Below are 20,851 nucleotides of genomic sequence, written 5' to 3'. Positions count from 1 at the left end.
AGCCTTCAGGTTGATGCCGGGGGACAACCAACCTGTGTTCACTCACGTCAAGAAGACGGCATGACGACCGACCGGCCGCGAAAGGCGACGAAAGCAACGATGGGAACCCTCGCGAGCACACGCCCGCGCCTCCCCGCCTGGAAGGCGAAAGCGGGCGGCATCGTCGCGACCGTGGTCCAGCTGGCCGCGGTCTTCTCGGTGCTGCTCCTGTTCACCAACGGCCCGCACGGGCACCTGCTCAACGGCATCGACATGGCCTTCTCGAGCCTGAGCGTGCCGACCAGCGCGAGCCTGGTGATGGTGCTGCTGCTGGTGGTGCTGGGGGCCGCGCTGCGCCGCCGCAAGAAGGCCGCGCTGTACACGCTGGTGCTGTTCCAGGTCGTCGGGCTGGTGCTCACCCTCGCCCTGCAGGCGACGCTGCTGTGGTCGCCCGAACTGCTCTCGCTGGGGTCGAAGCAGGTCCGGCACATCCCGGTCCAGCTGTGGGCCCTCACCGTGGCCGACGTGCTGTCGGTCGCGCTGATCTTCTTCCTGCTCGCGCTGCGCAGGGCGTTCCCGGCCCGGCTCGCGCCGAGCGCCTGGCGCGACGGCCTGGCCATGCTCTTCGGCGGGCTGGTGGCCGTCATCCTGGTCGGCTGGGGACTGGCGGAAGCGTTTCCCGGCCACCTCGGCGACTCGTGGGAGCGCTTCGCCTGGGTCGTCAACCACGCCACCGGTGAGAACCTGCAGCTGCGCCGCATCGGCGTCGGCGAAGGGCCGGCCTGGCTGGACGTGCTCATCGATCTGAGCGCGACGGCCGTCGCCACCGCCGCGTTGTACATGCTCTTCCGCGGCGTCCGCAGCCGTCGCCTGCGGACGGACGAAGAAGAGCTTCGCGTGCGCCGGCTGCTCGCCCAGCACGGCGAAGACGACTCCCTCGGCTACTTCGCCACCCGGCGCGACAAGAGCGTCGTCTTCTCGCCGAACGGCCGTGCGGCGGTGACCTACCGCGTGCTCGGCGGCACCAGCGTCGCCAGCGCCGACCCGATCGGCGATCCCGAGGCGTGGCCGGACGCCGTCCGCGCGTGGCTCGACGAGACACGCACGTACGGCTGGACACCCGGCGTGCTCGGGGCGAGCGAGCGCGGCGCGAAGGCGTACACCGACGCCGGCCTGCGCGCCCTGGAGATCGGCGACGAAGCGGTGCTCGACATCCGCGAGTTCAGCCTCGCCGGGCCGGAACGGCGCTCGGTGCGCCAGGCCGTCAAGCGCATCCAGCGCGTCGGGTACACCTCGCAGGTCCGCCGCCACAGCGAAATCCCCGACGACGAGATGGCCGAGCTGCTCGCCCGCGCCCAGGCCTGGCGCGGCGCCGAGACCGAACGCGGCTTCTCGATGGCGCTGGGCCGGCTCGGCGACCCGAGCGACGGCCGCAGCGTCATGGTCGAGGCCTACGACGCCCACGGCGAGCTGCGCGGCCTGCTGTCGTTCGTCCCGTGGGGCCGGCGGGGCCTCTCCCTGGACCTCATGCGCCGCGATCGCGACGCGGAGAACGGCCTCAACGAGTTCATGATCGCCGAGGTCGTCGCGGCCGGGCAGCACCTGGGCGCGCAGCGCATCTCGCTCAACTTCGCGATGTTCCGCGCGGTCTTCTCCGAGGGCGAGCGGATCGGCGCCGGCCCGGTGCTGCGGGCGTGGCGCGGTGTCCTCAGCCTCGCGTCGCGGTTCTTCCAGCTGGAGTCGCTGTACCGGTCCAACGCCAAGTACGGGCCGGACTGGGAGCCGCGGTTCCTCTGCTACTCCTCCGCGCGCCGCCTCCCGCGCGTCGGCATCGTCGCGGGCGCGCTCGAAGGGTTCGTCCCGACCGGACGGTCGCGGGCGCTGCGGCTCGAGACGGTCGGCGACGACTTCGTCGCGCGCGTCCGGGAGATCGAGGAGTCCGCGGCGGTCCCGGCGGCGAAGCAGGCGCGGCGGCCGGAGCAGGTACGCGTCCGCATGGCCAAGCTCGCCAAGCTGCGCGAGGCCGGCATCGACCCGTACCCGGTCGGGTTCCGCCGGGACGACCACATCGGCGACGTCGTGGCGAAGTTCGGCGACCTGCGGCCGGACAGCGCGACCGGCCACCGCGTCCGGATCGCCGGGCGCGTGCTGGCGATGCGCACGCTCGGCGGGCTGTGCTTCGCGCGCGTCAAGGACTTCAGCGGCGAGATCCAGCTGATGCTGGAGGCCGGCGAGCTCGACCTCACGGGCTGGCGGACCGGCGTCGACCTCGGCGACCACGTCGGCGTGAGCGGCCAGGTCGTGACGTCGAAGCGGGGCGAGCTCTCGGTCCTCGTCGACGAGTGGACGGTCACCGCGAAGTGCCTGCACCCGTTGCCGGACAAGCGGAAGGGGCTCACCGACCCCGAGACGCGGGTGCGGCAGCGCTACCTCGACCTCGCGGTCAACCCCGACTCGACGGCGATGCTGCGCCTGCGGTCCACAGTGGTCCGCGCGGTGCGCGAGCGGCTGCACCACGCCGACTACCTCGAGGTCGAGACCCCGATGCTGCAGACGGTCCACGGCGGCGCCAACGCCCGGCCGTTCGTCACGCACATCAACGCCTACGACATGCGGATGTACCTGCGGATCGCCCCCGAGCTGTACCTGAAGCGGCTGTGCGTCGCCGGCGTCGAGCGCGTCTTCGAGCTGAACCGGAACTTCCGCAACGAAGGCGTCGACGCGACGCACAACCCCGAGTTCACGATGCTCGAGGCGTACCAGGCGTACGCGGACTACGACACGATGCGGACGCTGACGCGTGAGCTCGTCCAGCACGCGGCCGAAGCGGCGTACGGCGCCCAGGTCGTGCGCAGGCCCGATGCGGACGGCAAGGTCGTCGAGCACGACATCTCCGGCGACTGGCCGGTGATCACCGTGCACGACGCCGTTTCGGCGGCCCTCGGGGAGCGGGTCGATTCGGGGACTTCGGTGGCGGACCTGCGCCGGCTGTGCCTCGCCGCGGGCGTGCCGGTGGGGGAGGACCCGAGCCACGGCGACCTCGTGCTCAAGGCGTTCGAGCACCTCGTCGAGGGCGCGACCGTGCTGCCGACCTTCTACACGGACTACCCGACCGACGTCTCGCCGCTCACCCGCCAGCACCGCGAGGACCCGCGGCTGGCCGAGCGCTGGGACCTCATCGCGTTCGGCTCCGAGGTCGGCACCGCCTACACCGAGCTGACCGACCCGATCGAGCAGCGGCGGCGGCTGGAGGCGCAGTCGCTGCGGGCGGCGAGCGGCGACGTCGAAGCGATGGAGCTGGACGACGATTTTCTGCTGGCCCTCGAGCACGGCATGCCGCCCACCGGCGGGCTCGGCCTGGGCGTCGACCGGCTGCTGATGATGCTCACCGGAGCCTCCATCCGCCAGACGGTCCTCTTTCCCTTCGTCCGACCGCAGGCATAACGCTTCGATCGATCTGATCACGGTGATGCGGCCCAGGGGGCCCGGGTCGCTTAATGTGTGCCACGTGCGCACGGCTCGGATCGCCTCGGCCCTCCTCATGGGACTGGCCGTGCTGGCGTATTCGGCATGGCTGCTGGAATTCTTCCTGCCGACGGGCGTCTCGCCGGTGCACGACCCGGTCGAGGCGCTGCTGAGCGGTCCGCCGGTGTTCCGCGTGCTGCTGGCCGTCTCGGGGGTCGCCTTCCTGCTCGCCGGGCCGCCGCTGCACCGGCTCGGCCCGGTCCAGTGGACGGCGCGGCTCAGCTCGATCTCGGTCAGCGTGTTCGGCCTGGTCGCGCTGCTGCAGGCCGCCTACCCGGAGCAGAGCGTCGTGCTCTCGTCGCTGGCGACCGTCGTGCTCACGGTCGGCGTGGTCAGCCTGATCCTGTGGTGGCCGCCGGGCTGGCGCGCGCTCGCCGTCGCCGGGCTCGTGGTCGTGCTGGTCACCTGGGCCGCCCTCGTGCTCGCGCGGCAGCTGGACACCGCCGAAGGCGTGGTCAGCCGGGTCGAGCAGGGGGTGCGCGCGGTCCTCTACGGTCTCGGCGGGGCGTACGCCTTCATCAAGCCCGCGCCCCGGCATGCGCCTCGAGGCGGCTGAGCAGCTCCAGCAGCGTCTTGCGCCCGAATTGTCGGGGGGAGGTGGGACGATCCCGGCAACGAACGCGAAGGAGCTGATCTCGATGGCGGGAAACGTGCCCCCGGTGGCCGACGAGCGTGACGGGCTGCTGCGGTACCTGGAGCAGCAGCGGCACGTGCTGAAGGTGGCGGCCCACGGGCTGACGGACGAGCAGGCCCGGCTCACGCCGACGAAGAGCTCGCTGTCGGTGGGCGGCCTGGTCAAGCACGTGGCGTCGACGGAGGACGGCTGGATCGACATCCTGCTGCGGTTGCCGCAGAAGCCGTTCGACCAGGCGATGGCCGAGTACCAGGACGCGTACAGCCTGGGGCCGTCGGAGACGCTGGCCGGCGTCTTGGCCCGCTACGACGAGGTCGCGGCCCGCACGGCGGAGGTGATCGCGGGGATCGAGGACCTCGGCCAGGCGGTCCCGGTGCCGAAGGGCGTGCCCTGGTACCCGCAGGACGTCGAGGCGTGGTCGGTCCGCTGGGTCCTGCTGCACCTGATCGAGGAGACGGCCCGCCACGCGGGCCACGCGGACATCATCCGCGAGCACGTCGACGGCGGCACGGCGATCCCCCTGATGGCGGCGGCGGAGGGCTGGCCGGAGACCCCGTGGATCAAGCCCTGGACCCCACCCCACCCCGCCTGACCCCCAAGCCGACCGCCTGGGTACGCGAGCCGACCCTCCAGGTACGCGAACCGACCCTCCAGGTACGCGTGTCGTCCGTTCGCGACCCGGCCCCGGCCCGGCGGCGACGTCCGCCGGGCCGTGTCGACTCCCGGATCACGTGTGTCGACCCTTCCGCGCACGGTTCGGGTCAGAACAGGGTCGGCTCGTCCGCCAGCGCGCCTTCGATCACGAGCATCCGGCGCTTCGTCGCGACCCCGCCCCGCGCCGAAAACCCGCCGTCCTTCCCACCCGCCGCCATGACCCGGTGACACGGCACCACGATCGGGAACGGGTTGTTCCCCATCGCCTGCCCGACCGCCTGCGCCGACCCCGGCATGCCCAGCCGGTGCGCGATGTCGCCGTACGTCAGGGTCTTGCCCGGCGGGATCGTCCGCGCGATCTCGTACGCGCGGCGGTTGAACTCCGGGACGCCCGTGAAGTCCAGCCGGACCGAAGCCAGGTCCTCACGTGCGCCGGTCAGCAGTGCGACGATCCCGTCGACCGCCACTCGCACCGGTGCCGGCGGCGGGCCCTCGACGGCGTCCGGGAACCGCTGAGCCAGCCGGGCGCGCAGGCCAGCCGCGGCGCCGTCGGGCAGCGACGTCCCGGTCACGACGTCGTCCCGCCACGCCAGCCCGCACGGCCCCAGCGCCGTGTCGAACACCGTGAACCCCGTTGTCATGCGATCAGCCTACGACCGAAGAGGGGTACCGCGGAGACGATTGATCGCTAGGTTCGCTTTGGGTGGTTTGCCGAGTTCGAGGAGGCTGTCGGTGCGACGCGCGATCCTGGTGGCAGCGGTCTTGCTCGGCGTCATGACCCCCGCGACAGCGACAGCGGACCCGCTCGTCATGCCGCACGTCGTCGTCGCCCACAACACGGGGTGGGCCGAATGGACCGTCCACCAAGCGGGCGGCACGGTCGTCGCGAGCTACCCGCAGATCGGCGTCGTGGTCGCGTACACGGCGAAGGACGACTTCGCCGCGAAGGTCCGAAGGACACCTGGCATCGACGCCGTCGGCGCGACGCGCACCGCGAAGATCCCGAAGGAGTTCTTCGCGCCCCGCAAGGACGTCCGCTACACCGGGCCGAACTCGCCGAACTCCGGCCAGGTCCCGTCCGAGGGCACCGCGTGGGACGTCCCGGCGCTGCACCTGCCCGAAGCGCACAAGGTCACCGAAGGCAGCAGGCGCACCGTCGTCGGCGTGCTCGACGTCGGCGTCGACGACACCCACCCGGACCTGAAACCGGCCTTCGACGCGAAGGACTCCGTGTCCTGCCTTTCCGGCTGGGCCGACCGCAGCCCCGGCGCCTGGCGGCCGACGCTCGACGGCCACGGCACGCACGTCGCGGGCACGATCGCCGCGGCCCGCAACGGATCCGGCGTCGTCGGCGTCGCACCCGGAGTCCGGATCGCCGCCGTGAAGCTCGCCGAGCTCGACGACACCGAGACGGCCGAAAGCATGGTCTGCGGGTTCGTCTGGGCCGCCGAACACGGCTTCGCGATCACCAACAACAGCTACCGCTCGATCCCGTGGCGCTACAACTGCGACGACCAGCCCGACCAGGCCGCGGCCAAGCTCGCCGTCGGCCGCGCGGTCGCCTACGCCCAGCGTCGCGACGTCCTCGTGGTCGCCTCCGCCGGCAACGCCGGGATCAACCTCGACACGCGCTCGGTCGACCGCGAGAGCCCGGCCGACGGCATCCCGGTGGAACGCCCGATCGACCCGACGTGCACCCGCCTGCCGCACGAGCTGCCCGGCGTCGTCGGCACCGGTGCGCTCGACGAAAACGCGCTGAAAGCGAGCTTCTCCAACTACTCGGCGACGCGGATCAGCGTCGCGGCCCCCGGCGCGCGCGTCTGGTCGACCTGGCCGAACGGCGAATACCGCTCGGCGAGCGGGACGTCGATGGCCGCACCCCACGCGAGCGGCGTCGCCGCCTTGATCGCGAGCGAGCACCCGCGCTGGGGCGCCGAACGGATCAAGCGCGCCCTCTACGAGACGTCGAAGCCGCTTCCGTGTCCCGACACCGTCTGCAAGTCGACAAAGCAAGGCACGACCTACTACGGCCACGGAATGGTCGATGCGGCGAGCGCCGTCGGCGCGGGATGATGGCGCGGTGCTCGATCACCTCGTCTACGCCGGGCCGGACCTCGCCGAGGCCGTCGCCCGCGTCACCGAACTCACCGGGGTCACGCCCGCGCCCGGCGGCAGCCACGTCGGCGTCGGCACCGCCAACCACCTCGCCGACCTCGGCGCCGGGATGTACCTGGAGGTGATCGGCCCGGACCCGGCGCAACCGGAGCCCGAAACGCCCCGGCCGTTCGGCATCGACGACCTCACCGAGCCCGCGCTCGTCGCGTGGGCGGTCCGCACCACGGACCTCGACACGACGATCGAGAACGCCCGCGCCCACGGCTTCGACCCGGGCGACGCGCGGGAGATGTCCCGCGAAACCGGCGACGGCGAACTGCTGCGCTGGCGCCTGACCCCGCCGAGCACCCCGGGCACGCTCCACCCGTTCCTCATCGACTGGGGCAGCACCCCGCACCCGACGACGCGCGGCCTGCCGTCCCTGCCGCTGCTGATGGTGACGGGCACGCACCCGGACCCGGACTCGGTCCTCGCGGTGACGGACGCGCTCGGCCTCGAACTGCTGGTCCGCCGCGCGGACAAGGCGGGCCTGACCGCCGCCCTCCGGACCCCGGAAGGCCGTCAGGTCGCGCTCAGCTAGGCCTTGCCCTCGCGCCACAGGTTGGTCATCGGCAGCCGCCGGTCCCGGCCGAACGCCTTGAACGTGATCTTCGTGCCCGGCGGGTACTGGCGCCGCTTGTACTCGGCCTTGTCGACCATCCGCACCACGCGGTCGATCGTCTCCGGCTCGAACCCCGCCGAAACGAGGTCCGCGTAGCCGCGGTCGCCCTCGACGTAGTCGTCGAGGATGTCGTCGAGCAGCGCGTAGTCCGGCAGCGAGTCGGAGTCCATCTGGCCCGGCCGCAGCTCGGCCGACGGCGGCTTCGAGATCGAGTTCTCCGGAATCGGCGGCGTTTCACCGCGCTTGACGGCTTCGGCGTTGCGCCACCGCGCCAGCTGCCACACGTGCGTCTTGAAGACGTCCTTGATCGGGGCGAACGCGCCGACCGCGTCGCCGTAGATCGTGGAGTACCCGACCGCCAGCTCGGTCTTGTTGCCGGTGGCCAGCACCAGATGACCGTCCAGGTTGGACAGTGCCATCAGGAGCATGCCCCGCGTCCGCGCCTGGATGTTCTCCTCGGCCAGGCCCGTCAGGGAAAGCTGCTCGACGTACACCCGGACCATGTCCTCGACCGGCTCGACGCGGTAGTGCGCCCCGATGCGCCGCGCGAGGTCGGCCGCGTCGTCCTTCGAGTGGCCCGACGAGTACTGCGACGGCATCGAGACGCCGTAGACGTTGTCGCCGCCCAAAGCATCGGCGGCCAGCGACGCGCAGACCGCCGAGTCGATGCCGCCGGAGAACCCGAACGTCACCGACGTGAACCCGTTCTTGTGCACGTAGTCCCGCAGCCCGACGACCAGCGCCGACCACACCTCGGCCTCGTCCGACAGCGGCTCGCTGATCACCGGCTCGGCGGTCGGCTCGTAGGCGGGCAGCGGGTCCGAGCTCAGCACCCGGCGCCGGACGTGCAGGCCGTCGAGTTCGCCGTCGCCGGCGTGGCCGCCCGCGGTGAGGTCCATGTCCAGCACGAGCAGGTGCTCGACGAACTGGGGCGCGCGCGCCAGCACCGTGCCGTCGGCGCGGACGACGAGCGAGTCTCCGTCGAAGACGAGGTCGTCCTGGCCGCCGACCTGGTTGGTGTAGACCAGCGGGGCGCCTGCTTCGGCGGCGCGGCGCGCGATGAGCGGCAGCCGCTGCTCGTCCTTCGACCGCTCGTACGGCGACGCGTTCGGCGCCACCACGAGGTCGACGCCGGCGCGGCCCAGCGCCGAGATCGGGCCACCGTCCTGCCAGATGTCCTCGCAGATGACCATGCCGATGTCGAGCCCGTGGAACCGGACGACGTCGAGTTCGGTGCCCGGCTTGAACCAGCGGTGCTCGTCGAACACGCCGTAGTTCGGGAGGTGGTGCTTGAACTGCCGCGCGACGACCTCGCCGCGGTAGAGCGCCGCCGCCGCGTCGCGCGGGCCGACTTCGTCGAGGTCGAGGTAGCCGATGTAGGTCAGCACTTCGCCGCAGCCGGCCTCGTCGAGGCGGCGCGCCAGCGACTCGACGCCCTGCCGGGAAGCGGCGGCGAAGGTCTTGCGCAGCGAAAGGTCCTCGACGGGATAACCGGTCAGGGACATCTCGGGGAAGACGACGACGTGGGCGCCGGCTTCGGCGGCCCGGCGGGTCCAGGCGACGTGCAGGTCGGCGTTGCCGTCGAGGTCACCGACGGTGGGGTTGACCTGGGCGAGCGCGATGCGCAGTTGCGGCATACGGCCATTCTGACGCACGGCCACCCGCTCAGCCGAGCGAATGTGGGCGAAACGCCACGGCCGGTTTCCGGCCGCGAGCAGGTTGCCGCCGACCGGACCAACCGGACAAGGAGACCCGTGACGTACCCGCCGCAGCAGCCGGGCCAGTACCCGCACCAGCAGTACCCGGGCTACCCGCCGCCGGGCTCTCCGCAGCAGTACGGCGGGATGTCGCCGAAGAAGGGCAACGGCCTGCTCATCGGCCTGATCGCGGGCGGCGTCGGCTTCCTGCTCGTGGTGGTCTTCGTGATCACGGGCTTCTTCGCGCCGGGCTTCCTCGTCCCCGACGACCGGCCGGCTTCGCGCGGCACCGACGGACCTCCGCTCGACCTCGACTCGGGCAGCGTCGTCGCGGGCAAGTTCATCCTCGCCGTCCTGGGCGACGACGCGACGGGGGCCCGCCAAGCGGCGTGCGCGTCCGCGGAGGGCGTCGTCGCCAGTGCGGTGAGGACGCTCGGCAGCCGCAACGCGCAGCTCAGCGCGGGCGCGCCGAGCCGGGCCGGAGCGGACGAGATCCGCGTCCCGCTGACGGGCACGATCGGGCGCGAGCCGGTGCAGGGGGAGCTGCGGGTGCAGCGCATCCAGCAGGCCTACTGCATCTCCGGGATCACCGTGCCGTCCTGAAACGCGAACCGGGGGCCTCCGCGAACGGAGACCCCCGGCTTCGGCGAAGAAGACTACTTGCGCTTGATCATGCTCCGGACCTTCTTGATGGTCTGCTCGAAGTCGGAATCGAACGGGTTGTCGTGCACCAGGTAGGTCCACGTCGTGTTCGCCCGCCGGACGCCGGCCTCGCCCAGGTCGATGCCCTCGTCGGTCAGCTCGGCCTCTTCGAGCGTCTTCGCCGCCCGCGTGTTGGCCTCGTTGATGATCTTGTGGAACTCCGGGATCGCCGCGCGGTGGAACTCGTCCAGCGGCGTTTCCCGCGCCAGCGCCCGGAGGTGGATGCTCTCGCGGACGTCGGTCAGGAACGCCAGGTGGTCGGACCACAACTGGTCGACGTGGAACAGCAGCACCTCGCGGCACATCTGCTCGAGCTTGTCCTGGTCGTCGAGCTTTTCCTTCAGCTCGCCGAACTTCTCCGGGTGCGCCTTCTCCAGCTGCTCCGCCGCGTACGCGGTGCGAAGCACCTTGTCGCGGTGCACCAGCAGGTCACGGCGCTGCCGCTCGATCAGCCGGGTGTAGCGCCACGTGTTGCGGTGGATCTCCAGGTCGACGCCCTCGGCGACGCGCTGGGCGTGGTTGAGCTGCCGCAGCGCCGCGCTGTCGGTGATCTCGCCGGTCTCTTCGTCATCGACGATGCCCTCGGGCACGTCCGGCGCGTTCGACAGCACGAGCTCGTCGTTCAGGCTCGCGAAGAAGATCGCGCTGCCCGGGTCGCCCTGCCGGCCGGAGCGGCCGCGCAGCTGGCCGTCGAGCCGGCTCGACGGGTACCGCGCGGTGCCGATGACGTGCAGCCCGCCCAGTTCGACGACCTCGTCGCGGTTCGCGCCGTCGGTGCCGCCCAGCCGGATGTCGGTACCGCGGCCCGCCATCTGCGTGGACACGGTGACCGCGCCCTTCTTGCCGGCCTCGGCGATGATCGCGGCCTCTTCGGCGTCGTTGCGCGCGTTGAGCACGACGCACTCGAGGTCGACCTTCGCCAGCTTCTCGGCCAGCTCTTCGGACTCGGCGACGTCCTGGGTGCCGACGAGGATCGGCCGCCCGGTCTCGTGCACCGTGCGGATCTCTTCTTCGATCGCCCGCAGCTTCTGCGACGGCGACGCGAAGATCCGGTCTTCGAGGTCCTCGCGGATGTTCGGCGTGTTCGGCGGGATGACCGCGACCTCGAGCTCGTAGAACTCGCGCAGCTGCTCGGCGACGGCGACCGCGGTGCCGGTCATGCCGGCGACCTCGGGGTAGCGTGCCAGCAGCGCCTGGACGGTGATCGAGTCCAGGATCTCGCCGCGGTCGGTCGCGGTGACCTGCTCCTTCGCCTCGACGGCCGCCTGCAGGCCGTCCGGCCAGCGCTGCAGCTCGGCGACGCGGCCGCGGGCGGCGTTGATGAGCTGCACCTTGCCGTCGCGGACGAGGTAGTCGACGTCGCGGGTGAGCAGCGCGTGCGCGTGCAGGGCGACGTTCACCGCGGGCAGCCGGTCCGACGCCGTCTCGCCGTAGAGGTCGTCGACCTCCAGGCCGAGCGACTTCGCGACGACGGACGCGCCGGCGTCGGTCAGCCAGGCGTTGCGGCCCTCGCTGTCGGTCTCGTAGTGCAGGTTGAGCCGCAGCCGCCGGACGACCTTCGCGACCTCTTCGTCGGCGTCGGTGTGGTCGATCGAACCGGCCATCACCAGCGGGACGCGGGCCTCGTCGACCAGCACCGAGTCCGCCTCGTCGACGATCGCGACCTCGGGGTCGGGCTGGACCAGGTCGTCGACCGAAGTCACCAGCCGGTCGCGCAGCACGTCGAAGCCGATCTCGGCGACGGCGCCGTACGTGACGTCCTTGGCGTAGGCCTCGCGGCGTTCCTCGCGGGAGTGCGAGGGCTCGACCCACCCGACCGACACGCCGAGCAGGGCGTACACCGGGCCCATCCACTCCGCGTCGCGCCGGGCCAGGTAGTCGTTGACCGTGACGACGTGCACGCGCTTCCCGCGGATCGCGTAGCCGGCCGCGGCCAGCGCCCCGGCGAGCGTCTTGCCCTCGCCGGTCTCCATCTGCACGACGTGCTTGCTGAGCAGGCCCATCGTGCCGAGGACCTGGACGTCGAACGCGCGCTCGCCGAGCGCCCGCCGGGCGGCCTCGCGGCCCAGCGCGCACACCTCGACCAGCTGGTCGTCGCCGAAGGCGGTGTCCTTCAGCTTCTCGCGGAGCTTGCCCGCCCGCTCGGTCAGCTCCTCGTCGGAGAGCTTCTCGAGCTCGGGTTCGAGCTTCTCGACCGCGGGCAGCAGTGCTTCGTAGCGGGTCAGCTCGACGCTGCCCGGCCGCTGGATGATCCGGCGGAGCTTCTTGCCCACCCGGCTGATCAGTGCTGCCACCCCTGGTCTCCCGTTCTCTCTCGCTCGACCGGCCTTCCACCACCCAACGCGATGGTGGTGCGTTCGAGTTCCGCGGCCGGATGGGACGATCCAACCGTGTTCCCTCATCCCAGCGCCAGGTCCGGTCGTCTCCGGATCACCGCAATTGCGACATCCGTGCTGATCGCGGCCTCGCTGGCCGCCTGCACGTCCACCGGCAAGCCGGAGGCGCCCGCGCCGACGACCGAGTCGCACCCGCCGTCCGGGCCCGTCCCCGCCGGTCTGGAGCGGTTCTACGGCCAGAGCCTGAGCTGGGGCGACTGCGCACCTTACGCGACGTCGGAAGACGCGCGGTCGGCGTTCCAGGCGAAAGACGTCCAGTGCGCCCGGCTGACCGTGCCGCTGGACTACGCCAAACCGGCCGGCGACACCATCACGCTGGGCCTGCTCCGGCACAAGGCGACCGACGAGGGCTCCCGGATCGGGTCGCTCGTGGTCAACCCCGGCGGGCCGGGCGCCTCGGGCATGGTCGCGGCCGCCGGCCTGGTCAAGCCGACGACGAGCACCGGCCTCGGCAAGCGGTTCGACCTGGTCGGCTTCGACCCGCGGGGGATCGGCGCGAGCCAGCCGGCCATCCACTGCCTCACCGATCAGGAGCGCGACGCCGACCGCGCCGACGACAGTGAGACCGACGGTTCGCCGGCGGGCGTGCTGAAGCAGGAAGCCCAAGAGAAGGACTTCGCCGCCAAGTGCGCCCAGCGCACCGACGACGGCACCGGGATGCTGGCCAACGTCGGCACCCGGGACGTCGTGAAGGACCTGGACGTCCTCCGCTCGGTCCTCGGCGACGAAAAGCTCACCTATCTGGGCTACTCCTACGGCACCCGGATCGGCTCGGCCTACGCCGAGGCGTTCCCGAAGAACGTCCGCGCGATGATCCTCGACGGCGCGGTCGACCCGGAGCAGGACGCGGTCGAGTCGCTGGTCGCCCAGGGCCAGGGCTTCGGGACGGCGTTCACGCAGTTCGCGAAGTGGTGCACCGCCCAGCAGGACTGCGCGCTCGGCCAGGACGCGAACACCGCGGTGAAGGCGTTCCAGGACCTCGTCCGCCCGCTGATCGACTTCCCGGTGCAGGTCGGCGACGGCCGCAAGCTCTCCTACGAGGACGCGACCACCGGCGTCATCCAGGCGCTCTACCAGGAGAGCCTCTGGGACACGCTCAACACCGGCCTGAATGAGCTGAGGCAGCAGCGCGGCGTGACGCTGGAGAAGCTCGCGGACATCTACAACGAGCGCGACACCGACGGCAAGTACGGCACCACGCAGGACGCCTTCACCGCGATCCGGTGCGTCGACGACCCGCGCGTCACCGACCCGGCCGTCATCCTCAAGGCGCAGGAGGAGTACGTGAAGGTGGCGCCGTTCCTCGACGACGGCCGCCCGGCTTCGGCCGCTCGTGACGCCTGCGCGTTCTGGCCGGTGCCGAACACGTCGGAGCCGCACGTGCCGAGCGTCGAAGGCCTCGCGAAGACGCTGGTCATCTCGACGACCAACGACCCGGCGACGCCGTACCAGGCCGGCGTCAACCTCGCGAGGGGCCTGAAGGGCGCGCTGCTCACCTTCGAGGGCACGCAGCACACGGTGTTCCTGCAGGGCGTGAAGTGCGTGGACCAGGCGGGCACGGACTACCTCCTCGACGGCACGGTGCCGCCGGAGGGGACCCGGTGCACCGGGCAGTAGGTCTCACCGCCCTGGCGGTGCTGCTGGCGGCGTGCACGAGTGCTCCGGCGCCCGTGCCGCCGTCCGCTTCCCGGCCGCCTGACCCGGGAAAGTTCACTCAGCAGAAGCTCGCGTGGAGTCCGTGCGGCGATTCCCTGGACTGCGCCCACCTGACCGTGCCGCTGGACTACGCGGCGCCGGACGGACCGGCGATCTCGGTCGGCCTGCTGCGCCACAAGGCCACGAAACAGCGGATCGGCTCGCTGGTCGTCAACCCGGGCGGGCCGGGCGGCTCGGGCACGTCGACGGCCGCGGCGCTGGCCAGGTCGCCGGCCGCCGCGCCCCTGCTCGACCGCTTCGACCTGGTCGGCTTCGACCCGCGCGGCGTCGGCACCAGCGAACCCCGGATCACCTGCCGCACCGACGCCGAGCAGGACGCCGACCGTGCGTCCGACATCGAAAGCGACATGTCGCCCGATGGGGTGAAGAAGCAGCTCGCCGAGACGACCGCGTACGGCGCGAAGTGCGCCGAAGCGACGAAGTACGGCAAGACGCTCCTCGCGAACGTCGGCACACGAGACGTCGTACGCGATCTCGACGTCCTTCGCGCCGCGCTCGGCGACGAGAAACTGACCTACCTCGGCTATTCGTACGGGACGCAGATCGGCGCGGCCTACGCCGAGGCGTACCCCCGCAACGTCCGCGCGCTGCTGCTCGACGGTGCCGTCGACCCGGCCCAGGGCCTGGTGGACTCGCTGGTCACGCAGGCCGCGGGCTTCCAGGACGCGCTGAACGAGTTCGGCAGGTGGTGCGCGTGCCCGTTCGCCGGCCGCACCGAAGCGTTCCAGCGGCTGGTGCGTCCCCTGAGCACGAAGCCCCTCCTCGCGGGGAACCGCAGGCTCTCGTTCGAGGACGCGATCACGGGCACGTTCGCGGGGCTCTACTCACGCGGCGACTGGCCCGCGCTGAAAGCCGCGCTCGCGCAGGTGGCCGAGGGCAACGGCCGGACGCTGCTGGCCTTCGCCGACGACTACTACCGCCGCGATCACGACGGGCACTACGCGGGCGCGATCGACGCGTACTTCGCCGTCCGCTGCGTCGACCACACCCGCGTCACCGACCGGGCCGCGATCGACCGCGCGCACGGGAAGATGCTGGCCGGCGCGCCGTTCCTGACCGGCGGCACGCCCGACACGAGCGAACTGGACATCTGCTCGACCTGGCCGGTCCAGCCGACGTCGGCCGAGCACGTGCCGCGCGTCGAAGGGCTGCCGAAGACCCTGGTCATCTCGACGACGCACGACCCCGCGACGCCGTACCAGCAGGGCGTCGACCTCGCGAAGTACCTCAAGAGCGCGTTGCTGACCTACGAAGGGGTCCAGCACACGGTCTTCCTCGGCGGCAACGCGTGCGTCGACCGCGCGGGCATCGCGTACCTGATCGGCGGCATCGCCGCCGACGCTCGCTGCTAGCCGAGGTCCACCGGCTCGTTCTGCCTGGTCAGCGACAGTTCGACCATCACCGGGCTGAGGTGGTCGCCGGCCGGCGGGATCTGCGCCCAGAGCCGGGCGAACCGCCGGGGCCCGTCCGCGGAAACCCACACCTTGACGGTGATGTCCGCGGTGACCTGCGGCAGCACGCTGTGCGCGACGGCCGCGGGCACGCGGCCGTCGACCCGCAGGGCCGCGGCGCCGTCGACGTTCTCCTTGCCCTCGGTCTTCGCGTCGGTGACGCCTCGCAGCATCCGTACGAGCCCACCGGACGGGCCGAGGAAGGTGCTCACGGCGTACATCCCGGGAATCCGGCCGCTCGCGACGTCGGGGTCGGTGGTGGCTTCGCCGTTTCGCACGGTGAAGCGGAATTTCGTGTGGCCGTCCCCGGACTGGACGTCCGCCGTGCCGGTCGCGGAGCCGCCGCCGTCGAGGGTCGCGTCGCCTTCGATGAGCCGGAGCGGGAAGCCCGGCAGCACGCCGTTGACGCCGGCCGCGAAGTGCACGCTCCGCACCGAGGCGAACGACGTCGCCGCGTCGCGGACCAGCTCGGACCCCGCCGGGAACGGCCCGCGCGTGTCCGGCGATCCGGTGCAGCCGGCCGTCAGCAGGAGCACGAGCAGGAGGGCGAAGCGGCGCATGTCCCGAGCCTACTGAGCACGACGTCGTGGCCGGATCCTTGCGGATGATGTCCTTCAAGCCACTTTCGGCCTCGCGCGCCCGCGGTGAAACTGCACTGGTGACTGTCGAGACCCACCCCGCCCCGAAGCTGCACCGCGCCTGGCTGATCGCCGGTGCCGCCTTCGTCGCACTGCTCGCCTCCGCCGGTTTCCGCTCCGCCCCGGGCGTCCTCATCGACCCGCTGCACGCGGAGTTCGGCTGGTCCACGGCCACGATCAGTTCGGCCGTCTCGGTCAACCTCGTGCTCTATGGCCTCTTCGCGCCCTTCGCGGCCGCGTTGATGGAGCGGTTCGGCATCCGCCGCGTCTCGGCGACGGCGTTGTTCGTCATCGCCCTCGGCGCGGCCGGCACGGTCTTCATGAGCGCGAGCTGGCAGCTGATCCTCTGCTGGGGCGTCCTGATCGGCGCGGGCACCGGCTCGATGGCGATGAGCTTCGCCGCGACCGTCGCGGCCCGGTGGTTCGTCCGCAGCCGCGGCGTCGTCACCGGCGTCCTGACCGCGGCCGGCGCCACCGGCCAGCTGATCTTCCTGCCGCTCATCGCGAACCTGGCGGTCGGCTCGGGCTGGCGGACGGCGTCGCTGGTGATCGCGATCGCCGCGCTGGCCGTCGTCCCGGTGGTCCTGCTGGTCATCCGCGACCACCCCGCCGACGTCGGCACCACGGCCTACGGCGCGCCGGCCGACGCGGAGGTCGCGCGCCCGGCGTCCAAGACCGGCTCGGCCCGCCGGGCGCTCTCGGTACTGGGCCAGGCCGCCCGGACCCGGACGTTCTGGCTGCTCGCGGTCGGCTTCGCGATCTGCGGCGCGACGACGAACGGCCTGGTCGGCACCCACTTCGTCCCGGCCGCGCACGACCACGGCATGCCGCAGACGACCGCGGCGGGCCTGCTTGCCCTGGTAGGCGTCTTCGACGTCGTCGGCACGATCTTCTCCGGCTGGCTCACCGACCGCGTCGACCCCCGCATCCTGCTCGGCGTCTATTACGCGCTTCGCGGCCTTTCACTGGCCCTGCTGCCGCAGCTGTTCACCGACTCCGTGCAGCCGAGCATGTGGGCGTTCATCCTGTTCTACGGCCTCGACTGGGTGGCCACGGTCCCCCCGACGGTCGCCCTCTGCGTGCGCGCGTTCGGCGACGCCGGCCCGATCGTGTTCGGCTGGGTCTTCGCCTGCCACCAGCTCGGCGCCGCGTTCGCCGCGTCGGCCGCCGGCCTGGTCCGCGACCAGCTCGGGAACTACAACCTGGCCTGGTATGCGGCCGCGGTCTTGGCGGTGCTCGCGTCCGTCGCGTCCCTCGCGATCAAGCGCGCGAAGCGGCCCGTTCCGGTGTTGGCGGCGTGACTTAGTCGCCCTCGGCGCGTCGTGAAACATCCCGTTAACACGCTGTCGTTAGGGTGCGGCCATGGATCGCCAGCAGGAATTCGTGCTCCGCACGCTCGAGGAGCGCGACATCCGTTTCGTCCGTCTCTGGTTCACCGATGTGCTGGGGTTCCTCAAGTCCGTCGCGGTCGCGCCGGCCGAACTCGAGGGCGCCTTCACCGAGGGGATCGGCTTCGACGGTTCGGCCATCGAGGGCTTCGCGCGCGTCTACGAATCGGACATGGTCGCCAAGCCCGACCCGGCCACCTTCCAGGTTCTGCCGTGGGAGACCCCGGACGGCGGCCCGTACTCCGCCCGCATGTTCTGCGACATCGCGATGCCGGACGGCTCGCCGTCGTGGGCCGACCCGCGGCACGTCCTGCGGCGTCAGCTGTCGAAGGCCGCCGAAGCGGGCTTCACCTGCTACGTGCACCCGGAGATCGAGTTCTTCCTGCTCGCGACCCTGCCGGACGACGGCAGCGAGCCGGAGCCCGCGGACAACGGCGGCTACTTCGACCAGGCCAGCCACGCCACGGCGACGCACTTCCGCCGGCACGCCATCGAGACCCTCGAGGCGATGGGCATCTCGGTCGAGTTCAGCCACCACGAAGGGGCACCGGGCCAGCAGGAGATCGACCTCCGTTACGCCGATGCGCTGACGATGGCCGACAACGTGATGACATTCCGCTACGTCGTCAAGGAGGTCGCGCTGACCCAGGGCGTCCGCGCGACGTTCATGCCGAAGCCGTTCACCGACCAGCCCGGCTCTGGCATGCACACCCACGTCAGCCTGTTCGAAGGCGACCGCAATGCCTTCTACGACGCCGAGGACCCGCACGAGCTGTCGGGGACCGGCAAGGCGTTCGTCGCCGGCCTGCTGCACCACGCCAAGGAGATCTCCGCGGTCACCAACCAGTGGGTGAACTCGTACAAACGCCTGATCAGCGGCAGTGAGGCGCCGACGACGGTCTCGTGGGGCCGCGCGAACCGCTCCGCGCTCGTCCGCGTCCCGATGTATTCACCCGGAAAGGCGTCATCCCGACGGGTGGAGGTCCGTACCCTGGACTCGGCGTGCAACCCGTACCTGGCGTACTCGGTCATCCTGGCCGCCGGGCTGAAGGGGATCGAGAAGGGCTACGAGCTGCCGCCACCCGCCGAGGACAACATCTGGCAGCTGAGCGACTCCGAACGGCGCGCCGCCGGGTACGCGCAGCTGCCGCAGAACCTGGGAGAGGCCCTGTCCGAGATGGAGAAGTCGGAGCTCCTGCCCGAGGCGCTCGGCGAGCACGTCTACGACTTCTTCCTCCGGAACAAGCGCGTGGAGTGGGACAACTACCGCAGCGCGGTCACCCCGTACGAACTCCGGACGCTCCTCCCGGTGCTCTGATGGGGCGGCGGCCGGTGTTCCTCGCGATCCTGGCCGCCGCACTCGTGCTCGTCCCCGCGGCACCCGCGGCTTCGGCGTCTTCGGTGTCGTCTTCGAAGTTCGACCTCGACGCTGCCGACATCCCGGCGCTGCAGGCCCGGATGGCGTCCGGCCGGCTCAGCGCGGTGGGGCTGACCCGGCTGTACCTCGACCGGATCGACCGGCTCGACGGCAAGGTCAACGCCGTCCTCGCGCTGAACCCCGCGGCGCTGGGTCAGGCTCGGGAGAGTGACGCCCGCCGCCGCGCCCACCACCTGCGTGGCCCGCTCGACGGCATCCCGGTGCTGGTCAAGGACAACGTCGACACGCGGGACCAGTGGACGACGGCGGGGTCGCGCGCCCTGCGCAGCTATCCCGCGAAGGACGCGACGCTGATCACGCGGCTTCGCGCCGCCGGCGCGGTGATCCTCGGCAAGGCGAACCTCTCCGAATGGGCGAACTTCCGCGCCGCGAAGCCGACGTCGGGCTGGTCGGGCGTGGGTGGGCAGACGAACAACCCGTACGTGCTGGACCGCAACCCGTGCGGGTCGTCCGCCGGGTCCGCGGCCGGCGTCGCCGCGTCGCTCGCCCAGGTGGCGATCGGCAGTGAGACCGACGGCTCGATCGTCTGCCCCGCGGGGATGACGGCGACGGTCGGGCACAAACCGAGTCTCGGCCTGGTCAGCCGCACCGGGGTGGTGCCGATCTCCGCCGAGCAGGACACCGCCGGGCCGATCGCCCGCACCGTCGTCGACGTCGCCCTGACCCTGTCGGTCCTCCAAGGGCGGGACCCCGCGGACCCGGCCACTTCGCAGTACCCGGACTCCCAGCCCACGGATTACGCGAAGCTGCTTCGGCCGGGCGTGCTGCGTGGCGCGCGGATCGGGCTGTGGCGGCTGCCGGTGCTCGGCCCGGCCACCGACGCGATCATGACGTCCGCGCGGAACTCCCTGGTCAAGGCCGGTGCGACGGTCGTCGAGGTGACTCCGCCGTACCAGGCGCGGCTCGGTGAACTGGAGTTCCCGGCGCTGCTCACGGAGTTCCACCGCGACATCGACGCCTACCTGGCGACCCGCCCGCGCGGCCCGCGGAACCTGGCCGAGCTGATCGCCTACAACCGCGCGGACCCGCTGGAACAGACGTGCTTCGCCGGCCAGGAACTGTTCGAGCAGGCACTCGCTGCGCCGCCGCCGACCGACCCCGGCTACCTCGCCGGCCGCGCCGAGCTCTCGGACCTGGCCCGCCGCTCCCTCGACGAGACGCTGGACAAGTACGACCTCGACGCGATCGCGTCGCCGACCAACCCGCCCGCGTGGAAGACCGACTGCGCGGTGGGGGACAACGACGTGATCCCGTCGTCGACCCCGGCCGCGGTCGCCGGCTACCCGGACGTGACCGTGCCGGCCGGGTTTGCCGGAGCGCTCCCGGTGGGTATCTCGTTCATGGGTGCCCGGTGGTCGGACGCCCGGATGCTCGCCCTCGCGGCGGACTTCTCGAGAGTGGCTCCGGCCCGGGTCCCGCCGCGCTACTTGCCGACGATGCCGTCGTAGGGGTTTGAACACGCTCTGACCTGCGGCAATGGCGTTAAGTGACCCCCCTGTTCGGGACCGGTTTCGGGGCATGTAATCTTCTCTTCGTCGCCAGGAACACCGGGTCGCCCCGGGGCCGCAAGCCCCGAAGATCCGGCCGGGCCGAGCGGGTTGACACCGCGGATCGGACCGGGTAATGTTCAGCGTCGGCCCACGAGCGGCCGCCGAATCCCTACGACTAACACCGTAGGCTGAGGCATGCTCGACCAAAAGCTTTGAATATCGCTTGGAACAACTGCCGAGGATATAGCCGCCGATAAAGCGGTGAGTCCAGAGTGTGTTGCTTGAGAACTCAACAGTGTGCTAGTGAACTAAGCCAGTAGAGCTTATGTAGTGAACCTCGTATTGAGGTTCCTTTGAGAGCATTAAT

Annotated in this window: 15 protein-coding genes; 11 read left to right on the top strand and 4 right to left on the bottom strand. The window is 71.3% G+C overall.

What is annotated here, in order from left to right; all coding sequences use genetic code 11:
* Positions 1-99: 99 nt before the first annotated feature.
* The 3 genes from lysX to AB0M83_RS22690 all read left to right on the top strand — a co-directional run bounded on the left by lysX (position 100) and on the right by AB0M83_RS22690 (position 4,730).
* Positions 100-3,423: a bifunctional lysylphosphatidylglycerol synthetase/lysine--tRNA ligase LysX gene (lysX, locus tag AB0M83_RS22700; RefSeq protein WP_364520146.1), complete on the top strand. Its 3,324-nt coding sequence runs from the start codon at positions 100-102 to the stop codon at positions 3,421-3,423.
* A gap of 64 nt (positions 3,424-3,487) precedes the next feature.
* A complete protein-coding gene (locus AB0M83_RS22695; RefSeq protein WP_364520022.1) occupies positions 3,488-4,060 on the top strand; it encodes a hypothetical protein in 573 nt (190 codons plus the stop codon).
* A gap of 82 nt (positions 4,061-4,142) precedes the next feature.
* Positions 4,143-4,730, top strand: coding sequence for a DinB family protein (locus AB0M83_RS22690; RefSeq protein WP_364520020.1), 588 nt, complete (start codon positions 4,143-4,145; stop codon positions 4,728-4,730).
* A 169-nt stretch (positions 4,731-4,899) separates the two neighbouring features.
* Here AB0M83_RS22690 and AB0M83_RS22685 read toward each other — a convergent pair whose 3' ends face one another.
* Positions 4,900-5,433, bottom strand: a complete 534-nt coding sequence (locus AB0M83_RS22685) for a methylated-DNA--[protein]-cysteine S-methyltransferase (protein WP_364520018.1) — start codon at positions 5,431-5,433, stop codon at positions 4,900-4,902.
* A 91-nt stretch (positions 5,434-5,524) separates the two neighbouring features.
* Here AB0M83_RS22685 and AB0M83_RS22680 point away from each other — a divergent pair, with 91 nt between their 5' ends.
* Positions 5,525-6,865 carry a S8 family serine peptidase gene (locus AB0M83_RS22680; protein ID WP_364520016.1) on the top strand — a complete coding sequence of 447 codons (1,341 nt, stop codon included), beginning with the start codon at positions 5,525-5,527 and terminating at the stop codon, positions 6,863-6,865.
* A gap of 7 nt (positions 6,866-6,872) precedes the next feature.
* On the top strand, positions 6,873-7,487 hold the full coding sequence (locus tag AB0M83_RS22675; RefSeq protein WP_364520014.1) for a VOC family protein: 615 nt from the start codon (positions 6,873-6,875) through the stop codon (positions 7,485-7,487).
* Here the strand turns inward: AB0M83_RS22675 and AB0M83_RS22670 are convergent.
* On the bottom strand, positions 7,484-9,205 hold the full coding sequence (locus tag AB0M83_RS22670) for an NAD+ synthase (protein WP_364520012.1): 1,722 nt from the start codon (positions 9,203-9,205) through the stop codon (positions 7,484-7,486). The genes AB0M83_RS22675 and AB0M83_RS22670 overlap by 4 nt on opposite strands.
* Before the next feature lie 117 nt (positions 9,206-9,322).
* Here AB0M83_RS22670 and AB0M83_RS22665 point away from each other — a divergent pair, with 117 nt between their 5' ends.
* Positions 9,323-9,868 carry a hypothetical protein gene (locus tag AB0M83_RS22665; RefSeq protein ID WP_364520010.1) on the top strand — a complete coding sequence of 182 codons (546 nt, stop codon included), beginning with the start codon at positions 9,323-9,325 and terminating at the stop codon, positions 9,866-9,868.
* Positions 9,869-9,921: 53 nt separating this feature from the next.
* Here AB0M83_RS22665 and secA2 read toward each other — a convergent pair whose 3' ends face one another.
* Positions 9,922-12,261: an accessory Sec system translocase SecA2 gene (gene secA2, locus AB0M83_RS22660; RefSeq protein WP_364520008.1), complete on the bottom strand. Its 2,340-nt coding sequence runs from the start codon at positions 12,259-12,261 to the stop codon at positions 9,922-9,924.
* A gap of 156 nt (positions 12,262-12,417) precedes the next feature.
* Here secA2 and AB0M83_RS22655 point away from each other — a divergent pair, with 156 nt between their 5' ends.
* Both AB0M83_RS22655 and AB0M83_RS22650 read left to right on the top strand, forming a co-directional pair.
* Complete coding sequence (locus AB0M83_RS22655; RefSeq protein WP_364520006.1) at positions 12,418-13,980, top strand: alpha/beta hydrolase; 1,563 nt, start codon at positions 12,418-12,420, stop codon at positions 13,978-13,980.
* A complete protein-coding gene (locus AB0M83_RS22650) occupies positions 13,965-15,431 on the top strand; it encodes an alpha/beta hydrolase (RefSeq protein ID WP_364520004.1) in 1,467 nt (488 codons plus the stop codon). Before AB0M83_RS22655 ends, AB0M83_RS22650 begins: the two co-directional genes overlap by 16 nt.
* On the opposite strand, the gene AB0M83_RS22645 is transcribed toward AB0M83_RS22650, so the two are convergent.
* Entirely contained in the window at positions 15,428-16,090 is a 663-nt protein-coding gene (locus tag AB0M83_RS22645) for an LppX_LprAFG lipoprotein (protein ID WP_364520002.1), read from the bottom strand. The genes AB0M83_RS22650 and AB0M83_RS22645 overlap by 4 nt on opposite strands.
* 98 nt (positions 16,091-16,188) lie before the next feature.
* On the opposite strand from AB0M83_RS22645, the gene AB0M83_RS22640 reads away from it, so the two are divergent.
* The 3 genes from AB0M83_RS22640 (at position 16,189) to AB0M83_RS22630 (ending at position 20,442) form a co-directional block, all read left to right on the top strand.
* Positions 16,189-17,469: an MFS transporter gene (locus tag AB0M83_RS22640; protein WP_364520000.1), complete on the top strand. Its 1,281-nt coding sequence runs from the start codon at positions 16,189-16,191 to the stop codon at positions 17,467-17,469.
* Positions 17,470-17,530: 61 nt separating this feature from the next.
* On the top strand, positions 17,531-18,874 hold the full coding sequence (gene glnA, locus AB0M83_RS22635) for a type I glutamate--ammonia ligase (RefSeq protein ID WP_364519998.1): 1,344 nt from the start codon (positions 17,531-17,533) through the stop codon (positions 18,872-18,874).
* Positions 18,874-20,442: an amidase gene (locus tag AB0M83_RS22630; protein WP_364519996.1), complete on the top strand. Its 1,569-nt coding sequence runs from the start codon at positions 18,874-18,876 to the stop codon at positions 20,440-20,442. Before glnA ends, AB0M83_RS22630 begins: the two co-directional genes overlap by 1 nt.
* Positions 20,443-20,851 lie beyond the last annotated feature (409 nt).

The organism is Amycolatopsis sp. NPDC051106, assembly GCF_040682775.1.
Lineage (GTDB): Bacteria > Actinomycetota > Actinomycetes > Mycobacteriales > Pseudonocardiaceae > Amycolatopsis.
This window is presented reverse-complemented; position numbering and strand designations above follow the sequence as displayed.

Excerpts from the sequence above, each read along its gene's own strand:
- glnA (WP_364519998.1), top strand. The coding sequence starts at position 17,531 with ATGGATCGCCAGCAGGAATTCGTGCTCCGCACGCTCGAGGAGCGCGAC.
- AB0M83_RS22690 (WP_364520020.1), top strand. The coding sequence starts at position 4,143 with ATGGCGGGAAACGTGCCCCCGGTGGCCGACGAGCGTGACGGGCTGCTG.
- AB0M83_RS22670 (WP_364520012.1), bottom strand. The coding sequence starts at position 9,205 with ATGCCGCAACTGCGCATCGCGCTCGCCCAGGTCAACCCCACCGTCGGT.
- AB0M83_RS22685 (WP_364520018.1), bottom strand. The coding sequence starts at position 5,433 with ATGACAACGGGGTTCACGGTGTTCGACACGGCGCTGGGGCCGTGCGGG.
- AB0M83_RS22645 (WP_364520002.1), bottom strand. The coding sequence starts at position 16,090 with ATGCGCCGCTTCGCCCTCCTGCTCGTGCTCCTGCTGACGGCCGGCTGC.
- AB0M83_RS22630 (WP_364519996.1), top strand. The coding sequence starts at position 18,874 with ATGGGGCGGCGGCCGGTGTTCCTCGCGATCCTGGCCGCCGCACTCGTG.
- lysX (WP_364520146.1), top strand. The coding sequence starts at position 100 with ATGGGAACCCTCGCGAGCACACGCCCGCGCCTCCCCGCCTGGAAGGCG.